The organism is Actinokineospora auranticolor (assembly GCF_041897805.1).
Lineage (GTDB): Bacteria > Actinomycetota > Actinomycetes > Mycobacteriales > Pseudonocardiaceae > Actinokineospora > Actinokineospora auranticolor.
Window position 1 is genome coordinate 4,827,440 of the sequence record NZ_CP154825.1, and the last position, 17,124, is coordinate 4,844,563.

The following is a 17,124-nucleotide window of genomic DNA, read 5'->3' on the forward strand; positions in this document are numbered from 1 at the left end:
CCGGGCGGTGTCCCGCCACGTCCCTCCGAGAGATTCGAGTAGGCGCATGACTGAAGCTCGCTTCGCGGAAAAGACCACGCCGTACCTGCTGGAACTGGCCGAGCGCAGCGACGCCGTCCGCAAGATGTACGTCTACGACCCGGCGCACGAGGACATCCCCGCCGACATCGAACGGGACCTGCTCAGCGAGAAGGCCAACACCGCCGTGCCCGGCGGGGTGCGCAAGTTCGACGGACGCCTGCTGGTACTGCTCTCGTACACCTGCGGCGCCAACTGCCGCTACTGCGAGCGGCAGGACCGGGTCGGCGTCGGCCTCGACCGCCTGGGGCGGTTGGGGACCGCGCAGATCGACACCATCGTCGACTACGTCAAGCAGGACGGCGAGCTGCACGACATCATCGCCAGCGGCGGCGACCCGCTGATCAACCCCAAGGGGTTGGAGTACCTGTTCACCTCGCTGGCCGAGGTCGAGCACGTCAAGGTCATGCGGATCCACACCAGGTTCCCGGTGCAGTCCCCGGGCCAGGTCAACCTCGACCTCATGCGCAAGCTGGCCACCTTGCGGCCGACGATGTACCTGAGCCTGCACATCTCCCACCCGGACGAGCTGACGCCCGAGGTGGAGGACCTGATCGCCCAGTTCCGCGCGATGGGCTACCTCCTCATCTGCCAGAGCGTGTTCCTCAAGGGCGTCAACGACGACGTCGAGGTCCTGTACCGCCTCTACACCAGGCTGTTCCAGCTGGGGGTGCGGCCGTACTACCTCTACCACTGCCAGCGCATCCCGACCACGGCCCGGTTCGAGATGGACCTGCGCGACGAGGTGGCGATCATGTCGCGGCTGCGCGAGCGGCTCGACGGCCTCGCCTTCCCGCAGCACGTCATCGACATGCCCGCCGCGCGCGGCAAGGTGCTGGTCCCGACGAACCACTGGGACTTCGACCTGGGGCACGTCACCGACTTCGACGGGCTGACCCTCAGCACGGAGACCTGGAAGGCGCGCGAGGACTGAGCGGTGGGCGGAAGGGGGAGCGGGGTGGGAGACCGGTGAGCGCGGAGAACCCGCACGAGAGCGGGATTCGGGACGGGGGTGTCCACATGAGCGGTGTCCACAAGGGCAAGGACGTCCGCACCGGCGCACATCCCCGCGAGGGCAAGGTGAACGGTGCTCACGTAGGTGCCGGGCGCGTGGGTGACGTGCACGTCGGCAACGTGGTCGAGTTCCACGACGCGATGCTGCCCGAAGGGGTACCGGACGACGTCCGCGCGGACGTCGCCGCCGGGGACCTGGGCTACGCCTGCCTGGCGCCGTTCCACTCCCCCGACCCCGGGTTGGTCCTGGTGCCGGAGTTCGACGGCGAACCGTGGTGGGAGCGCCAGGTGGCGCTGCTGGGGTGGGACCGGTTCGAGCCGGTCACCGTGCCGGGGCCGCTGGGGCCGGGGTTCGCCGCGCTGGGCGCGGACCCGGTGCTGTCCGCGCGGGTGCGCGCGGCGGTCGACGCGGGCGCGCGGCTCATCCCGTGGGGCGAGAGCGCGCCGTACCGGGAGTACGCGCGGGACCTGCCGGAAGCCGCCGCGGTGCGGTCCACCGACGCCGCGTTACCCGCGTTCGCCGAGTCCAAGGCCTCCAGCCCCGAGCTGTTCGCCAAGGCGCACAACGCGCTGGACTCCCCCGACGGGATCCACCTGACCGGGGAGCGGCTCTGCGAGTCCGAACCGGACCTGGTCGCGACCCTGGTCGACGCGGGCGCGCGCGGCCGGACCGTGGTCCTCAAGGCGCCGTTCGGCGTCGGCGGCTACGGCACGGCCGTGCTGTCCCCGCACCGGACGTCGACCCGCCGCGCGGTGCTCGAAACGCTGGCGCGCCTGCGCGAAGACGACACGTTCCACAACGGACTGCCCACGATCGTGCAGGACTACCAGTGGCGTTCCGACCTCCCATGGTCGGATGTCAGCGGCGACTGCACCATCGACCACCTGGGACGGGTGCGCCTGGAGGGCGTGACGGCCATGGCGATGAACGGCACCCAGTTCGCGGGCGGGGTCACCGACGACGGCGTGGTGATCGCGCCCGCGCGCTCGGCGTTGCTGTCCGCGTTCTGCGTCGCGGTCGGCGAGCAGCTCGCGCTGGTGGGCTACCGCGGGTGGTTCGACATCGACTTCCTCGTGCGGCCGACCGGTGAGCTGGTGCCGCTGGAGATCAACGCCCGGCGCACCGGCACCACCGCGCCGCTCAGCGTCCAGACCTGCCTGCGCGCGCGGCGCGGCCGGGACGTGACGGTCATCAGCCGGGACGTGATCGCGCTGCCGAGCCGCCACGCCTCCCGGCCCGCCTTCGCCCGCTTCGCCCGCGCGGTCGAGCTGGCCGGGCTGGCCGCGGACGTGGTGCCCACGCTCGTCGCGGGCACCGACGCGGCCCTGCCGCACCTGGGTGTCGTCGTGGCCGCCGACGACGCGGCCGACGCGGTGCGCAAGCTCGCGCACTGCGTGGACGCGCTGGTCACGGAGTTCCGGAGTTGACCGCGCCGGGAGCGCGGGACGTGGGTTTGACGAGTCGACAGGAGAACCGATGAGCCGACTGGCACTGCACGGCGGACCCCGGGTCCGCGCGGACAAGCGCTGGGCGCGCTGGCCCCAGTACGACACCGCGACCGAGCAGGAGGTGGTCGCCGCGCTGCGCTCGGGCCGCTGGGCGATCAGCTGGCCAAGCGACGGCACCACGGCCCGCGAGCGGCGCTTCGCCGAGGACTGGGCCCGCTACAACGACGTCCCCCACTGCGTCAGCGTCGACCACGGCTCCAGCGCGCTGCTGGTGGCGTTGGAGGCGCTGGACATCGGGCCCGGCGACGAGGTCATCGTGCCCACCATGACCTGGGTCGCGCCGGTGACCGCGGTGCTGCGCGTCGGCGCGCTGCCGGTGCTGGCCGACGTCGACCCGGTGACCGGGTGCGTCACGCCGGAGACCATCGCCGCCTGCCGGTCCGGGCGCACGAAGGCGATCATCGTCGTGCACCTCGGCGCGACCGTCGCCGACCTGGACGGGATCCTCGCGGTGGCCGGTGACGTCCCGGTCGTCGAGGACTGCGCCCAGGCGCACGGCGCGCGCTGGCGGGGCCGCAACGTCGGCACGTACGGCGCGCTCGGGGTGTTCAGCTTCCAGAACGGCAAGGTGCTGGCCGCGGGCGAGGGCGGCGCCGTGATCACCTCGGACCCGGTGCTGTACCGGCGGGCCCAGCAGCTGCGCGCCGACTCCCGCCGCTACCCCGACCACCCGGTGCCCGAGGGCACGATGGAGCTGGTCGAGGACGGCGAGGTCATGGGCGCCAACTACTGCATGTCGGAGCTGTCGGCGGCGGTGCTGCTCGACCAGCTGCCGCGGTTGGACACCCAGCACCTGCACCGGGAGAAGATCGCGGGCGAGTTGGAGCGCGGCCTGGCCGAGCTCGGCGGGTTCGGCCCGATCCCGGTGCCCGAGGAGGTCGACCGGCGGTCCATCTACGAGTACGGCATCAGCTACGCCGAGGACGCCTTCGGCGGCGCGCCCGCCGAGAAGGTCGCCGAGGCGATCACCGCCGAGCTGGGCTTCGCGGTCTACCCGCCGGACCCTCCGCTCAACGACAGCGTGATGCTGCGGCCGTTCACCAAGCGCCGCTTCGCGCAGATCTGGTCCGAGGAGGGGCAGCGGCGGGCGATCGGCCGGGAGTTCCCCGGCGCGGAGCGGTTCCGGCGGTCCGCGCTGCTGTTCCACCACGGCGTGCTGCTGGGCGACAGCGCCGACGCGGCCGACATCGTGGCCGCGGTCGCCAAGGTCCGCGACCACGCCCACGAGCTGTGAGCGGGCGCGGCGGTGACCCCGCCGACCTGCACGTGCTGCGGCTGACGCCGTACTACTACCTGGCCGATCGGCGGCTGGACCACCGCGAGCTGCAGTACGAGCCGATCGGTGGCATGCAGGTGCAGATCATGCAGACCACCGAGCAGGTCAGCGAACTCGGGGCACGGCAGACCGTGGTGTTCCCCAGGCGGCCGGGGATGCCGCGCTCGGTCGAGGTCGACCCGCGCACCCGGTTCGAGTTGCTGCGCCTGCCGATCGCGCCGATCCCGACCCGGGCCAAGGGGTACGCGGGGCTGCTGGTGTCGTGGGGCCTGGCGCTCACCGTGTGGTGCCTGCGGCAGCGGGTCCGGCGCGCGCACCGGCGCTTCTCCGTCATCCACGTGCACTGCAGCGAACTGCCGTGGACGTTCCTGTTCGCGGTGGTCGCCAAGGCGGTGCTGGGCAGACCGCTGGTGATCACCACGCATTGCAGCGCGATCGCCACCTTCCACCCGGAGAACCTCGTCGGCAGGCTGCTCATCGGCCCGGCAAGGCTGTTCGAGCGGTGGGCTGTGCGCCGGGCGGACGCCGTCGTCGTGCTGACCGAACGGGTTCGCCGGGTGTACACCGAGTCCGGGCTGACCACGGCGGACCGCGTGCACGTGGTGCCGGACGGGGTGCGGCTGGACCTGTTCACCCCCGAGCTGACCACCGCCGCGCCCGCGCCCGCCGAGGTGCCCACGGTGCTCTACTGTGGACGGTTCGCCCCGGAGAAGGGGTGGGCCGACTTCGTGGCCGCGGCCGAGGTGCTGGTCCGGGAGGGCGCGTCCGCGCGGTTCCTGATGTGCGGCGACGGCAACGAGCTGCGGTACTGCCGGGCGGAACTGGCCAGGATGGGCATCACCGAGCACGTGGAGCTGTGCGGCCACCTCGACCGGACCGCCGTGGCCGCCGCGATCGGCGCGGCGGATGTCGTGGTCATCCCCTCACGGCACGAGGAACTGGGCGGCACCGTGCTGGAGGCGCTGACCGCCCGGCGCGCCGTGGTGGTCACCGACGTCGGTGGACTGCCGGAGGTGGTCGGGCACGGCGAGGCCGGGCTGGTCGTACCGCCGTGCGACCCGCAGGCGTTGGCCGCGGCGGTGCGCAAACTGCTGGAAGCGCCGGAACTGCGAGCCGACTTCGGCGCCGCGGGCGCCCGGCGGGCGGCGGGTTTCGCGCTCGACGCGGTCACCCGCCGCCTCACCGGGGTCTACTCCGGGATCGTCCCCGCGGCGGTCTCCTCGTGAAGCAGCAGCGTGGCGACGCGGTGGGCCAGGGCCTGGATGGTCAGGGCCGGGTTCACCGCGCCGGGGTACGGCATCAGCGCGCCGTCCGCCACGCGCACGTTCACCACGCCGTGCACCCGCCCCTGGGGGTCGCACACCGAGGTCGCGGGATCCGTCCCCATCCGGCAGGTGCCGTGCAGGTGCCCGCTGCCCAGGGAGAAGTCCATGGGCTCCGGGTCCACCCGCGCGGCGCCCGCGCGGGTCAGCACCTCGGTGGCGCGATCGCGCAGGTAGTCCAGCCGCTTGAGGTCCAGGGGGTGCGGCCGGTAGTCCAACACCAGTCGTGGCAGACCATACGCGTCCACTGTGGACCAATCCAGGGTGACCCGGTTCTCCGCCACGGGTTGGTCGGCGACCAGGCACTCCAGCCGCAGCACCCGCCGGTCGGCGATGTCCGCCGGGTCGAGCGGTCCGGTTTCCAGCACCAGCCCGCCGAGGCCGGATGGGCAGTGCTGGTCGAGGTAGTTGTCGGTGAACGCGACGGTGACGTACCGCCCACCCTTCGGGGCCGGGATCTCGTCGAGGTCGTGGTCGAGGTGGGCGGTCAGGTTCTGCCCCACCTTCATGCACAACCCGCGCCCCACCACGCCGCGGCCGTTGCCGAGCCCGTCCGGCGAGTGCGCCGAGCGGGAACGCAGCAGCAGCGCGGCGGACTGGATGGCATTGGCGGCGACTACGAAGTGCCTGGCGCGCACCAGTTCCCGCGCGCCGGTGGCCACGTCGAGGCACTCGACCGCCGCCACCCGGCCCGGCCGGTCCTCGACCAACCGCACCGCCTTGCACCCGGTGCGGACCTCGATGCGGTCGGCCAGCGGCGCGAGCAGGCGGTGGTGGACATCGCCCTTGGCGCCGCTCGGGCAGGCGAAGTCGGTGCAGGTGGTCAGGTCCGCGCAGGCGGGTGCCCCGGCGAACGGCGCGGACGCCACGGCCAAGGGCATGGGGAACGGGGTACGACCCAGGGCCCGACCGGCCGCCACGAGCGCGGCGCCGCGGGCGCTGGGCCGGTGCGGGGGCAGCAGGTCCAGCGGCGGGGACGGGCGGGTCGGGTCGAGCCCGCCGTCGGAGGTCACGCCGAGGCGGCGCTCCACCCAGTCGTAGTGCGGCCGCAGGTCGTCGTAGCCGAAGGGCCACGCGGGCGGCAGCGCCTCCGCGGCGCAGTGCGCGGTCGCGTCGAAGTCGACCCGCCGCAGCCGCAGCGACACCCCGGCGTAGAACCGGGTGCCGCCACCGACGCAGCAGGCCGTCCACGGGTAGCCCTCCTCGGTCCACCCGCCGTCGAGGTCGCGCGCCCTGGCCGTCTCGTAGCCGGGGATCAGGTCGTGCAGGTGCGTGCCGGGTGGGACGTGCTCGCCCTGTTCCAGGACCAGCACGTCCCACCCGGCCTCGGCCAGCACGGCGGCGGCGACCGCGCCCGCGGCGCCGCTGCCGATCACGCAGACGTCGCGCACCGGCTACTCCGCGACCAGTGCGGGTTCGTCGGCCAGCTCGTCCAGGCTCGACCGCAGCACGGCGATCGCGGTGGCGCACACGGACTCGAAGACCGGGTCCGTGTCGTCGACGCTCAGCGCGAACACGCAGCGGCCGTCCACCTTGCCGGGCAGTTGCCTGCTGCCGTGGGCGACCCCGGTGTAGAGGCTGACCGCGGCGGCGAGCGCGTCGCCGGTGAAGGTGCACAGACCGTCCGGGCGGGCCTTGTCACCGAGGTGCTGCATGGCGTCGTAGCAGCCGTCGCGGTGCACGTGCACCAGGTTCCCGTCGAGCACCTCGGGCACCGCCGGGACCTCGAGGCCGCCGTCCGGTCCGAACAGGTCGGTGCTGTGCGCGAGCAGCCGCTCCAGGCCCTCGGCCAGCGAGACCGGTCCGCGGGCGCGGCGTTCGGCGCCCTCCAGCAGGTAGTCGGGCCACTGCGCCATGGCCTGGGTGCTCACCCACGCCCAGTACAGCTCGGCGGGTGGGAGCCGGTCGGAGCCGATGGCGAAGTTGAACTGGTCGTAGAGCGCCGGTTCGGTCTCGTGCCGGATGAGCCCGGCGTCCAGGCACTGCTGGAAGTCCGGGGACCCGGGGATCGGGTAGAACGGGTTGGTCCAGAACCGGACGCCTGCCAGCACCAGGTTCACCGAGTCCTTCACCAGCTCCTCGGTGGACTGCCCGAGCAGCCCGACGATCAGCGACGCGCCGACGTCCACCCCGTGCCGGGTGAACAGGGCCGCGCCGTCGCGGACCTTGGCCAGCGAGGTGAAGCCCTTGCGGATCTTGCGCAGCCGGGCCATGTCGGTGGTCTCCAGCCCGAGGAACAGCGACCGGAAGCCCGCGCCCGCCATGTCCTCGACCAGCTCCTCGCTGAGCTTGACCACGGTCATGCCGTTGGGCAGGTGCAGCTCGACGTCGAGCCCCCTGGCGCGGATCGCCCGGCAGATCTCCCGCACCCGGTCGATGTCGAAGGTGAAATTGTCGTCCTCGATGAAAAACCGCCGGATACCGTGTTCCGTGACGTAGTGTTCTACTTCGTCGACGACTTTTTCTGACGCCCGCGATCGGAATTTTTTGCCGACGGTCGCGTGCACCGTGCAAAAGGAGCACGAAAAGGGGCAACCACGACTGGTGATGAGCGTCGCGGTCGCGTCGTAGGAACTCATGTCGAGCAGGTTCACGGCGGGTGGCGCGATGCTGTCCAGGTCGTCGAGGAACGTCGCCCTGGGCCGCAGGTGCACGCGCGCGGGACCGGTGCAGTCGCACAGCCCGGGCTTGCAGCGGAACGCCACGCCGGGTTGGTCGGTGAGCCCCGAGCCGGTGTGCAGCGCGCGCACGATGGCCGAGACGTTCGCCTCGGCCTCACCGAGCACCAGGGCGTCGAAGGCCGTCTCGGTGAGGGCGTGGTGGTGTGCCACGGTGGGGTGCTGGCCACCCAGGATGATCTTGGCGTCGGGCAGGATCTCCCTGGTCAGACGGGCGAGTTGGTAGGCGGGTTCGTAGTACGGGGTGAACATGCAGGACACCCCGACGACGTCGAACTCCCCCGCGCGCAGCGTCTGCTCGACGCGCTCCCAGGTGGCGCCCCAGTGCACGAGGTGCCGCCAGCGCGGGTGCGCGGCGATCTTGGCGCGGTCGGCGTCGGTGTAGTCCGCCGGGTCGACGACGTGGTTGTCGTCGGTCCAGGCGAGCGAGTCGAAGATCTCGACGTGCATGCCGTCGGCGCGCAGCTGTGCGGCCAGGTAGGCCAACCCGATCGGCATGTGCCGACCGATCTCGACCATGCACGACCGAATTGGTGGTTTGATGAGAAGAACTCGTGTGGCACCGGGTGCCTGGACCGACTTCAATCGGACCCCCCTCTGCGGAATCCTTGATCTGGCGCTGCTCCGCGTGGTTTATTAGACGCATCCCGGAAAGCGGTGTCAAGGGTGGCGTCAGGGCAAGGCGGGAACCAGGAGTGCGCTACGCCCCATTCGGAGGAATCACAATGATCCGTTTATCCATCGAGCCCACCACACCGCCGCTGCCCGCGGCCCCGCGCTACGCGACGGTGTTCGTCAACTGGGCCTGCAACCTCACCTGCCGCGAGTGCTGGCTCTACGGCGACTCGTCGAGCGAGAACACCTGGCTGGAGGAGGTCAAGCGCGAGCAGATCAGCCTGGAGATGTGGACGGCGCTGGTCGACGAGCTGGCCGCGCACAACGAGCACCCCGGCATCTCCATGATGGGCGGCGAGCCGCTCATGCACCCGTTGGTGCTGGACCTGGTGCGGGAGGCCAAGACCAGGGCGCCGGGGTGCCAGCTGGACATGAGCACGAACGGCACCCTGCTCCCCCGCTACGCCGAGGGGCTGGTCGAGGGCGGCATCGACATCGTCTACGTGTCCCTGGACGGCCCGACCCCGGAGATCAACAACCCGATCCGCGGCCGGAAGTCCTTCGAGCGCGTGGTCACCGGCATCCGCGCGCTGCAGGACGCCTGCGCCAAGGCCGGGCGCGGGCCGCGCATCGCGCTGAACTTCACCCTCACCGGGATGAACTACACCTCGCTGCCCGGCATGGTCCGGCTGGCCGAGGAGCTGGACATCCCGCAGGTGACCGTCGACCTCGCGATGTACTTCACCCGCGAGGAGGGCAAGGCCTCGCGCGCCGGGTTCGAGGGGGTGACCGGCAGGCCGTTCCTGTCCTGGACCGGCTACTGCAACGAGCACCAGCACGCCGACGTGGACCAGGCCGTGCTGCTGTCGGTGCTGGAGGAGGCGAAGTCCTGTTCGGACACCGTCGAGGTGCTCGTGGCGCCGGTGCGCTACAACTCCCAGGAGCAGAGCACCTACTTCACCGACCAGTGGCGCGAGGTGGTGCACGAGACCACCTGCCCCAAGCTGTGGGCGCAGACCACGGTGCTGCCCAACGGGGACGTGCTCAGCTGCACGCCCTTCGCCGACACGGTCATGGGCTCGGTCCGCGGGCAGAGCCTGGCCGAGGTGTGGGGCAACGACGTGTACGGCCGGATGCGGGAGCTGATCCGCGAGAAGCTCGAGCCCATCTGCTACCGCTGCTGCGAACTCAGCCTCGACATCGAGGTCGACCCGGCGCTGTTCGCCAAGACCGCCCAGCCGGGCGAGACACCCTGATCACCGAGGTCGAGTCGGAAGGACACGCATGACCCGCTTCGCCCACCAGGTCGAGAACGCCACCTACGGCGACATCGACCGGGCCAGGAAGATCTACGGAGAGGCCTTCCGGCTCACCTTCGAGTACGTCTACGGCAGCCACATCCCGGGCGCGGTGGCCGAGTTCGGCTGCTTCGAGGGGTTCAGCACGCTGCTGCTGGCCGACCTCGTCGCCGAGTTCCGCGCGGAGACCGAGTTCTACGCCGAGACGTTCCCGCGCCACGTGTACGTCTACGACTCGTTCCAGGGCTTCCCGACCAGTGAGGGCAACCCGGTCGACTCGATCTCCTACGAGGTCGCCGACAGCGGCTACTGGCGCGAGCACGAGGACGCGTCACCGCCGGGGACCGAGCAGATGCTGCGCGAGGAGTTCACCCGCAGGCTCGGCGCTTCGGGGTGGACGATCGTGCCCGGCCTGTTCTCCGACTCGCTGCCCGCGCACCCGATCACCGAGCCGGTGGCCATCGCGAACCTCGACTGCGACCTGTACTCGTCCACCGTGGAGGTGCTGGACCACCTCCTCGGGCAGCGGCTGCTGCCCGATGGGGCGGTGTTGCTGATGGACGACTACAACTGCAACCGCGCCAACCCCAGGTTCGGCATGCGCCGCGCGATGCGGGAGTGCTTCGCCCGCACCGACGGCTTCTACGAGTACAGCGAGTTCCTGCGCTACGGCTGGCACGGCCGCGCGTTCTTCGCGCACCGGCTGGGCGACAGCCCCAACCCGGACGCCGGGTGACCGGCTCAGTCCGCGGTGTGCCAGAGCAGTTCCGGCGCGCCGTGGTCGTCCACCCTGACCTTGGCGTGCGTGGTGAACCCGTCCCGCCACGAGCTGTCCGGGAACAGCATGCCCATCTGCGAGCGGTAGTGCGCGATCGCGGCGAGCTTGCGCTCCCGGTCGCGCTCGTCGCCCGCGTCGGCGCGCACCCGTCCGAACGCGACACCCGGGGTGCCGATGGCGTAGGGCAGGTCCTCCCACAGCACCAGCTCCACGTCGCCGCGCACCTGCTCGACGACCGCGCGGGTCATCCGGTGGTCGACGTGCCCGCCGATGCCCGCGCAGGTCCACACCTCGGCCGGGCGCAGCTCGTCCAGCACGTCGGTCAGCGCGGCGCCGACGGCGGCGGCCACGTCCGGTTCCGCGGGCAGGTTCGGGTCGAAGTGCGCGCCGGAGACCGTGACGAGCCAGTCGTCGCCGAGGCGGCGGTAGATGGCGTCGGCGAAGTCGAGGTGCCGGTGCTCCGCGCCGAGCGCCGCGACGGCCGCGGCGTCCTCGGCCCGGCGCGCGGGCGCCGCGTCGTCGCCGAGGCCGCACTTCGCGTGGAACGACACCGCCTTCGGCGACAGCGGCGGGACCGGGTCCCCGGCGAACACGGTGCACACGACCACCCGCCTGCCCGCGCGGGTCAGCGCGGAGATGGCCGCGCCCGCCGAGAGCACGGCGTCGTCGAGGTGCGGCGAGACCGCCAGCACCGGCCCGAGGTCAGCGGTTGCGGCCACGGCTCAGCTCCTCATCCGTCCAGTCATCCCGTCAAGTAAAGCAAGGTGATGATGTATACCGAACAGGCCCACCCGGACGCGCCGGACATGGTGGCACTGGTAGTGACCGGGCCGCGCGAACACGCACTGCGGCGGGTGCCCAGACCGGAGCCGGTCGGCGACCAGGCCCTGGTGGACGTCAGCCACGTCGCGTTGTGCGGCACCGACCTGCGGCTGCTGCGCGGGACGCTGCACGACGCGGACTACCCGACGGTGCCGGGGCACGAGTGGGCGGGCGTGGTGCGCGCGGCGCCCACCCGGCCGGAGCTGGTCGGTCGGGCGGTGGTGGGGCACAACTTCCTGCCCTGCGGTTCTTGCGCGTGGTGCGCCCGGGGCGCGGAGAACCTGTGCGAGTCGCTCGACGAGATCGGGTTCAGCCTGCCCGGCGCGTTCGCCGAGGCGCTGTGCGTGCCCGCCGAGAACCTGCGGCTGTTGCCGGACGGTGTGTCCGGTGCCGAGGGCTGCCTCGTGGAGCCGTTGTGCGTTGCGGTGCACGCGGTCGACCGGGCCGGTGAGGTGACCGGTCGCTCCGTCGGCGTCATCGGCGCGGGCGCGGTCGGACTGCTGGTGGCGCAGGTGGCCCGGGGTTCCGGGGCCAAGTCGGTGACGGTGGTCGACCCGGTGGCGAGCAGGCGCGCGGTGGCCGCCGAGTTGGGGCTGGGCGCGGAAGCGGACCTGTCCCGGTTCGAGGCCGATCCGCCGGAGGTGGTGTTCGACGCGACCGGGGTCGCCGCGCTGTTCCCCCGGGCGCTCACCGCCACCCGGCAGGGCGGGACCTGCGTGCTGGTGGGCTACTCGGGGTCCGAGGCGACGCCGTTCGAGCCGTCGGTGGTCATGCTGCGCGAGTTGACCGTCGTCGGTTCCCTGTCCGGGGTCGGCATGATCGACCGGGCGGTGGAGCTGGTCGCGAACGGGGTGGTGCGGTTGTCGCCCCTGGTCAGCCCCGCGCTACCGCTCGCGCACTACCGGTCGGTTGTGGACACCCCGGCCACCGAAGCCCCGTTACGTGCCTTTTTCGCGGTAGACGAGGAGACCCGATGAACAACGAGCAGCTGATCGAGCGGGCGCGCCGCGTCACCGCCGCCGAGGTGTACGACATCGGCACCCGGTTCCCGTCGGTGTTCACCACCGCGGACGGGTCGTGGATGACCGATGTGGAGGGCAAGCGGCTGCTGGACGTCACCGCGGCCAGCGGGGCGCTGCTGCTGGGCAACCGGCACCCGGCCGTCGTCGAGGCCATCACCCGCTACATCGCCGAGCACGGCACGGTGTTCGCCAGCACGCTGTCGCTGCCGCGCATCGAGTTGGCCGAGCGGCTGGCGGAGCGGTACCCGGCGTGCGAGAAGGCGGTGTTCACCAAGTCCGGTTCGGAGGCCACCACGACCGCGATCCGGCTGGCGCGCGCGGCCAGCGGCCGGGACCTGGTGATCACCTCCGGGTACCACGGCTGGCACGACTGGCACCTGGGGTTCCTCAACCTCGGTTTCGACGCGGGTACCCGGGTGGCCTGCTTCGGCTACAACGAGACGGCGCTGGAGCGCATGCTCGACGCGCTCGCCGACCGGGTCGCCTGCGTGATCGTCACCCCGGAACCGGCGTGGTTCGACGCCGAGTACTACCGCCGCCTGTCGGCGCTGTGCGCCCGGCACGGCGTGCTGTTCGTGATCGACGAGGTGATCACGTCGCTGCGCTACGGCCCGCGCGGGCTCAACGGCACCGGCAACGTGCCCGCCGACCTGATCACCATGAGCAAGGGCCTGGCCAACGGGCACTCGCTGGCGGCCATCCTGGGCAAGCGGGAGGTCATCGACGCCTACGACGCGGCCGGGATCGCGGGCACCTACACCCGCGAGGTGCCGCCGATGGCCGCCGCGCTGGCCACGCTGGACGTGCTCGCCGACGGGACCGTCCACGCGGGCGCCGAGAAGCGCGGCCAGGCGCTCATGGACGGCATGCGGGAGATCCTGGCGGCGGCGGGCATCCCCGCGTTCATCGGCGGTCCGCCGCTGATGTTCGACGTGGTGGTGCCCTCGGAGGCGCTGTCGTGGGAGCTGTACCGCGCGGCCTACGACCACGGCGCGTACTTCGAGGACAGCGGCACGCAGATGATCACGCTGTCCTACACCGACGCCGACGTCGACCACGCGCTGACCGCGTTCGAGCGCGGCGTGGCCGACGTCGCGGCGCGCACGGACATCGAGCCGGGCGAGCTGCCCGGGTCGCGCAAGGCCGAGTTCGCCGCCGAGGCGTTCGGCGGCGCGTTGACCGACACCCCCGAGGTGCTCGCGCGGGTCGACGACACCATCACCCGGATCATCGAGCACCAGGACCGGTGACCGGCGCTCCCACCCCGCCCGTCGCGCCGCCGGTACCCGCGTACCGGCGGCGCGGCCGGTGGGAGCACGTGGCCACCCGGTCGTACGGCACGACCGTGCACCGGGTGGTGCCCGACTCCGGCCCCGCGCTGTACGTCAAGGCGACGACGTCGGCGGACGAGACCGACCCCCGGTTCCACCCGGTCGCCGAGGCGGCGGCGCTGCGGTGGTTGCGCGAGCGGGGTTTCCCGGTGGCGCGGGTGGTCGAGGTCGGCCGAGACGATGAATGGTCTTGGCTCGTGACCGAGGAACTGCCCGGTGTGCCCGCGTCCGGGCCGTGGCGCGCCGACCAAGTGGACGCGGTGCTCGACGCGGTGGCGGGTGTGGCGGCAGCGCTGCACCGGCTCCCGGTCGCGCGGTGCCCGTTCGACCGGCGGTTGGCGGTGACGCTGCCCGCGTGCCGCCGCGCCGTGGAACTGGGCACGGTGGACCTCGACGACCTCGACGAGCGGCACGAGGGCTGGACCGGGGCACAACTGCTCGCCGAGCTGGCCGCCACGCCCGTGCCGCCCGAGGACCTCGTGGTCTGCCACGGGGACCTCGGGCTGGACAACGTCCTGCTCGACCCGGACACGCTGGCGCCGACCGGCTTGCTGGACGCGGGCAGGCTCGGGGTCGCGGACCGCTGGACCGACCTGTCGATCCTGCTGCGCGACCTCGCCGAGGCCGGGTGGTGCGACCCGGCCGGGTTCACCGCCCGCTACGGTTTGTCCGATGTGGACTCGGCGAAGGACTCGTTCTACCGGCTGATGGACGAGTTCATCTGAGGGTTCCCGCTAGGCCGTCACCGGCGCGGGCGCGCTGAGGGCGGCCGTGCTGGTGTGGGCCAGCAGCGGCGCGTGCGCGCGCGGGGAGGCGGCCAGGACGTTGCCGGTGACCAGCCAGGCGTCGTGGTCGTCGTGCCAGTCCGTCACGACGCCACCCGCCTCCCGGACCAGCAGCGCACCCGCCGCGACGTCCCACGGGCCCAGGCCCAGCTCGAAGAACGCGTCGAACACCCCGCAGGCCACCCACGCCAGGTCGAGGCTCGCCCCGGCCGGTCGGCGCACGTCCTCGACCGAGCGCACGACCTTGCCCAGCACGTCGAAGTACGCCGGGAAGGACTCCGGGCGCTTGAACGGGAAACCCGTGGAGCACAACGCCTGGCGCACCGGGCGGTTGGCGACCCGGATCGGCATGTCGTTGCGGAACGCGCCGCCACCGCGCACCGCGGTGAAGGTCTCGCCCCACATCGGCGCGTGCACGACCCCGACGACCGGCTCGCGGTCGCACACCAGCGCGATCGACACACCGACCGACGGGTAGCCGCGGACGAAGTTCGTGGTGCCGTCCAACGGGTCCACCACCCAGCAGAGCCCGTCGACGGCGCCACCGGACTCCTCGCCGACGAACTCGGCCGCGGCCCCGGTCTCGCGTACCAGGAACTCACGGATCACCGCCTCGGCGGCGAGGTCCACCTCGGTGACGTAGTCGCCGGGGGACTTCGAGCGCACGGCCACCCGCGCGTCGGCGAAGCCCGCGCGCACCACGCTCCCGGCCGCGTGCGCGGCGCGGGTCGCCGCGCACAGGAACGGGTCCCAGTCCTCAGCTGTGCGCACGGCTCTCCCCATCCCGCTCCGGCTTGCGCAGCACCATCAGCACGTCGCGGTAGCCCACGGAGGTCGGCGAGCCGCGCCGCGCCGACCAGTGCGCGCTCAACGCCGCCTCGTCGACCTCGCGCAGCAGCGCGGAATCGTACGCGGGCGGTTCGATGGCGTAGTCCAGCACCGACGACGCCTCGACCCGCTCCCACCGCAACCCGCTGCCCAGGGCGGCGGCGACGTAGTCCTCGAAGAACATCCGGTTGACCGTGGTGCTGTCGTGCACGTGCCGTACCAGCACTTCCACCAGGTCGGGCGCCACGGCGCTGGACAGCAACGCCACCAACTCCTCGCGGGTGTAGGCCAAATGGGCCCACGGCGGCAGCAGCGTGTCGCGCCAGAACAGCAGGTCCCGCCCGTCGTACCGGGTGTATTCGAGCTGGTGTCCGTCGACCGCGCTCCAGATCGGACCGAAGTGCGCGTGCAGCACCCCGCCGGGTCGCAGCACCCTGGCCACCTGGGCGAGCGTGGCGGATACGTCGAGGAACTGGAAGGCGTTGCTGGAGAACACCGCGTCGGCCGACTCGTCCGGCAGGGGCAGGTCCTCGGCGCGGGCCCGCACCACGGCGTAGTGCCCGTCCACGAGCGCTTCGCGGTTCGGGTCGACGGCGCGCCAGCTCGCGACGCCGTGCGCGGCGGTCACCTCGACCGGGACGGCGCCGCCGATCTCGACGACGTCCGCACCCGAGAGAGGGACGCGGTCGGCGAAGTCGGCGAAGACCGCGTCCTCGGACAGCGCCAGTCCGGCGCTCACGCGCCCACCGCCGGCGCGGTCAAGGCGGGTAACGACACCGGGCGGCGGTCCCGGCGCGACCGGGTCACCGCCTCCGCGATCTCCAGTGCGCGCAAGGCGTCCGAGACTTCGCAGGGGCTGGTCCCGCCCTCGGCGACCAGGGTCACGAAGGCGGTCATCTCCGCCTGGTAGGCGGTGGCGAAGCGCGGTAGGAAACCGGACCAGGCGTCCCCCGGCGGCGGCGCGGACGGTTCTGCCGAGCGCACTGGCACCCGCTCGTCCCAGCCGACGGCGAGCGTGCCCTCGGTGCCCGCGACCTCCATGCGCACGTCGTAGCCCGCGCCGTTGTAGCGGGACGCCTGCGCGGTGACCAGCGTGCCGTCGTCCAGGGTGAGCAGCACGGCTGCCTCGTCGACGTCACCGACGGCGGCGAAGTGCGGGTCGCCCCGGTTCGCCCCGGTCGCGTAGACCTCGACCACCTCGCGGCCGGTGACCCACCGGAGCACGTCGTAGTCGTGGATCTGGCAGTCGCGGTGGATGCCGCCCGAGCGGGCGACGTACTCGGCGGGCGGTGGGGCCGGGTCGGCGGTCACGAGGTGCGCGCGGCGCAGTTCGCCGAGTTCACCGGTGCGCACGGCGTTGTACGCGCGCCGGTAGCCCGGGTCGAAGCGGCGCTGGAACCCCACGTGCACCACCGAACCCGCGTCCCCGACCTCGGCCACGACCGCGCGAGCCGTGTCGAGGTCGGTGAAGCAGGGCTTCTCGCAGAACACCGGGAGTCCGGCGCGCGCCCACTCCAGGATGAGCGCGGCGTGGGTGTCGGTCGGGGTGGCGAGCACCACCGCGTCCGGTCGCCACGCCGCGAGGTCGTCCCGGTCGAGCAGGACCCGCGCGCCGAGCGGACGGACCACCTCGCCCGCCCGCCGGGCGTCCGGGTCCAGGACGGCCACCGCGCCGACCCGGGGGTCCGCGGCCAGGGACGCGGCGTGCAGCGCGCCGATCCGGCCGACGCCAAGCACTCCTACGCGCATCCGATCGTCCTGTCTCTAC

15 protein-coding genes are annotated in these 17,124 nt (G+C 72.4%); 9 read left to right on the forward strand and 6 right to left on the reverse strand.

Translation table 11 applies throughout. The features are described from left to right. The first annotated feature begins 46 nt into the window (after positions 1–46). The 4 genes from V5P93_RS21305 to V5P93_RS21320 all read left to right on the forward strand — a co-directional run bounded on the left by V5P93_RS21305 (position 47) and on the right by V5P93_RS21320 (position 5,103). Positions 47–1,012, forward strand: a complete 966-nt coding sequence (locus V5P93_RS21305) for a KamA family radical SAM protein (RefSeq protein WP_104481454.1) — start codon at positions 47–49, stop codon at positions 1,010–1,012. An 86-nt stretch (positions 1,013–1,098) separates the two neighbouring features. Further along, the gene (locus tag V5P93_RS21310) at positions 1,099–2,520 is read left to right on the forward strand and encodes a hypothetical protein (RefSeq protein WP_104481453.1); all 1,422 of its coding nucleotides are present in this window, start codon (positions 1,099–1,101) and stop codon (positions 2,518–2,520) included. A gap of 49 nt (positions 2,521–2,569) precedes the next feature. Beyond that, positions 2,570–3,835, forward strand: coding sequence for a DegT/DnrJ/EryC1/StrS family aminotransferase (locus V5P93_RS21315; RefSeq protein ID WP_104481452.1), 1,266 nt, complete (start codon positions 2,570–2,572; stop codon positions 3,833–3,835). After that, complete coding sequence (locus V5P93_RS21320) at positions 3,832–5,103, forward strand: glycosyltransferase family 4 protein (RefSeq protein WP_104481451.1); 1,272 nt, start codon at positions 3,832–3,834, stop codon at positions 5,101–5,103. The genes V5P93_RS21315 and V5P93_RS21320 overlap by 4 nt, the downstream gene beginning before the upstream one ends. Here the strand turns inward: V5P93_RS21320 and V5P93_RS21325 are convergent. Beyond that, the gene (locus V5P93_RS21325; protein WP_104481450.1) at positions 5,067–6,590 is read right to left on the reverse strand and encodes an FAD-dependent oxidoreductase; all 1,524 of its coding nucleotides are present in this window, start codon (positions 6,588–6,590) and stop codon (positions 5,067–5,069) included. The genes V5P93_RS21320 and V5P93_RS21325 overlap by 37 nt on opposite strands. Positions 6,591–6,593: 3 nt before the next feature. After that, complete coding sequence (locus tag V5P93_RS21330; protein ID WP_104481449.1) at positions 6,594–8,396, reverse strand: B12-binding domain-containing radical SAM protein; 1,803 nt, start codon at positions 8,394–8,396, stop codon at positions 6,594–6,596. 206 nt (positions 8,397–8,602) lie between these two features. On the opposite strand from V5P93_RS21330, the gene V5P93_RS21335 reads away from it, so the two are divergent. Both V5P93_RS21335 and V5P93_RS21340 read left to right on the forward strand, forming a co-directional pair. Next, positions 8,603–9,748 (forward strand): radical SAM protein, encoded by a 1,146-nt coding sequence (locus V5P93_RS21335; protein ID WP_104481448.1) that lies wholly within the window; start codon positions 8,603–8,605, stop codon positions 9,746–9,748. Positions 9,749–9,776: 28 nt separating this feature from the next. After that, entirely contained in the window at positions 9,777–10,526 is a 750-nt protein-coding gene (locus V5P93_RS21340; protein ID WP_104481447.1) for a TylF/MycF/NovP-related O-methyltransferase, read from the forward strand. 5 nt (positions 10,527–10,531) lie between these two features. Here the strand turns inward: V5P93_RS21340 and V5P93_RS21345 are convergent, their stop codons facing one another. Then, positions 10,532–11,287: a PIG-L deacetylase family protein gene (locus V5P93_RS21345; RefSeq protein WP_104481446.1), complete on the reverse strand. Its 756-nt coding sequence runs from the start codon at positions 11,285–11,287 to the stop codon at positions 10,532–10,534. Positions 11,288–11,335: 48 nt separating this feature from the next. Between V5P93_RS21345 and V5P93_RS21350 the strand changes: the two genes are divergently transcribed. From V5P93_RS21350 to V5P93_RS21360, 3 genes are all read left to right on the forward strand, one after another. After that, a complete protein-coding gene (locus V5P93_RS21350) occupies positions 11,336–12,367 on the forward strand; it encodes a zinc-binding dehydrogenase (protein WP_104481445.1) in 1,032 nt (343 codons plus the stop codon). After that, the gene (locus V5P93_RS21355; RefSeq protein WP_104481444.1) at positions 12,364–13,662 is read left to right on the forward strand and encodes an aminotransferase class III-fold pyridoxal phosphate-dependent enzyme; all 1,299 of its coding nucleotides are present in this window, start codon (positions 12,364–12,366) and stop codon (positions 13,660–13,662) included. The genes V5P93_RS21350 and V5P93_RS21355 overlap by 4 nt, the downstream gene beginning before the upstream one ends. 68 nt (positions 13,663–13,730) lie before the next feature. Further along, the gene (locus V5P93_RS21360) at positions 13,731–14,468 is read left to right on the forward strand and encodes an APH(3') family aminoglycoside O-phosphotransferase (RefSeq protein ID WP_374066528.1); all 738 of its coding nucleotides are present in this window, start codon (positions 13,731–13,733) and stop codon (positions 14,466–14,468) included. A gap of 9 nt (positions 14,469–14,477) precedes the next feature. Here V5P93_RS21360 and V5P93_RS21365 read toward each other — a convergent pair whose 3' ends face one another. From V5P93_RS21365 to V5P93_RS21375, 3 genes are read right to left on the reverse strand one after another with little or no spacing between them, the layout of a single operon-like run. After that, positions 14,478–15,299: an inositol monophosphatase family protein gene (locus V5P93_RS21365; RefSeq protein WP_181043723.1), complete on the reverse strand. Its 822-nt coding sequence runs from the start codon at positions 15,297–15,299 to the stop codon at positions 14,478–14,480. Then, positions 15,286–16,095, reverse strand: a complete 810-nt coding sequence (locus tag V5P93_RS21370; protein ID WP_219824105.1) for a class I SAM-dependent methyltransferase — start codon at positions 16,093–16,095, stop codon at positions 15,286–15,288. Before V5P93_RS21370 ends, V5P93_RS21365 begins: the two co-directional genes overlap by 14 nt. After that, positions 16,092–17,105 carry a Gfo/Idh/MocA family oxidoreductase gene (locus V5P93_RS21375; protein ID WP_104481440.1) on the reverse strand — a complete coding sequence of 338 codons (1,014 nt, stop codon included), beginning with the start codon at positions 17,103–17,105 and terminating at the stop codon, positions 16,092–16,094. The genes V5P93_RS21370 and V5P93_RS21375 overlap by 4 nt, the downstream gene beginning before the upstream one ends. Positions 17,106–17,124 lie beyond the last annotated feature (19 nt).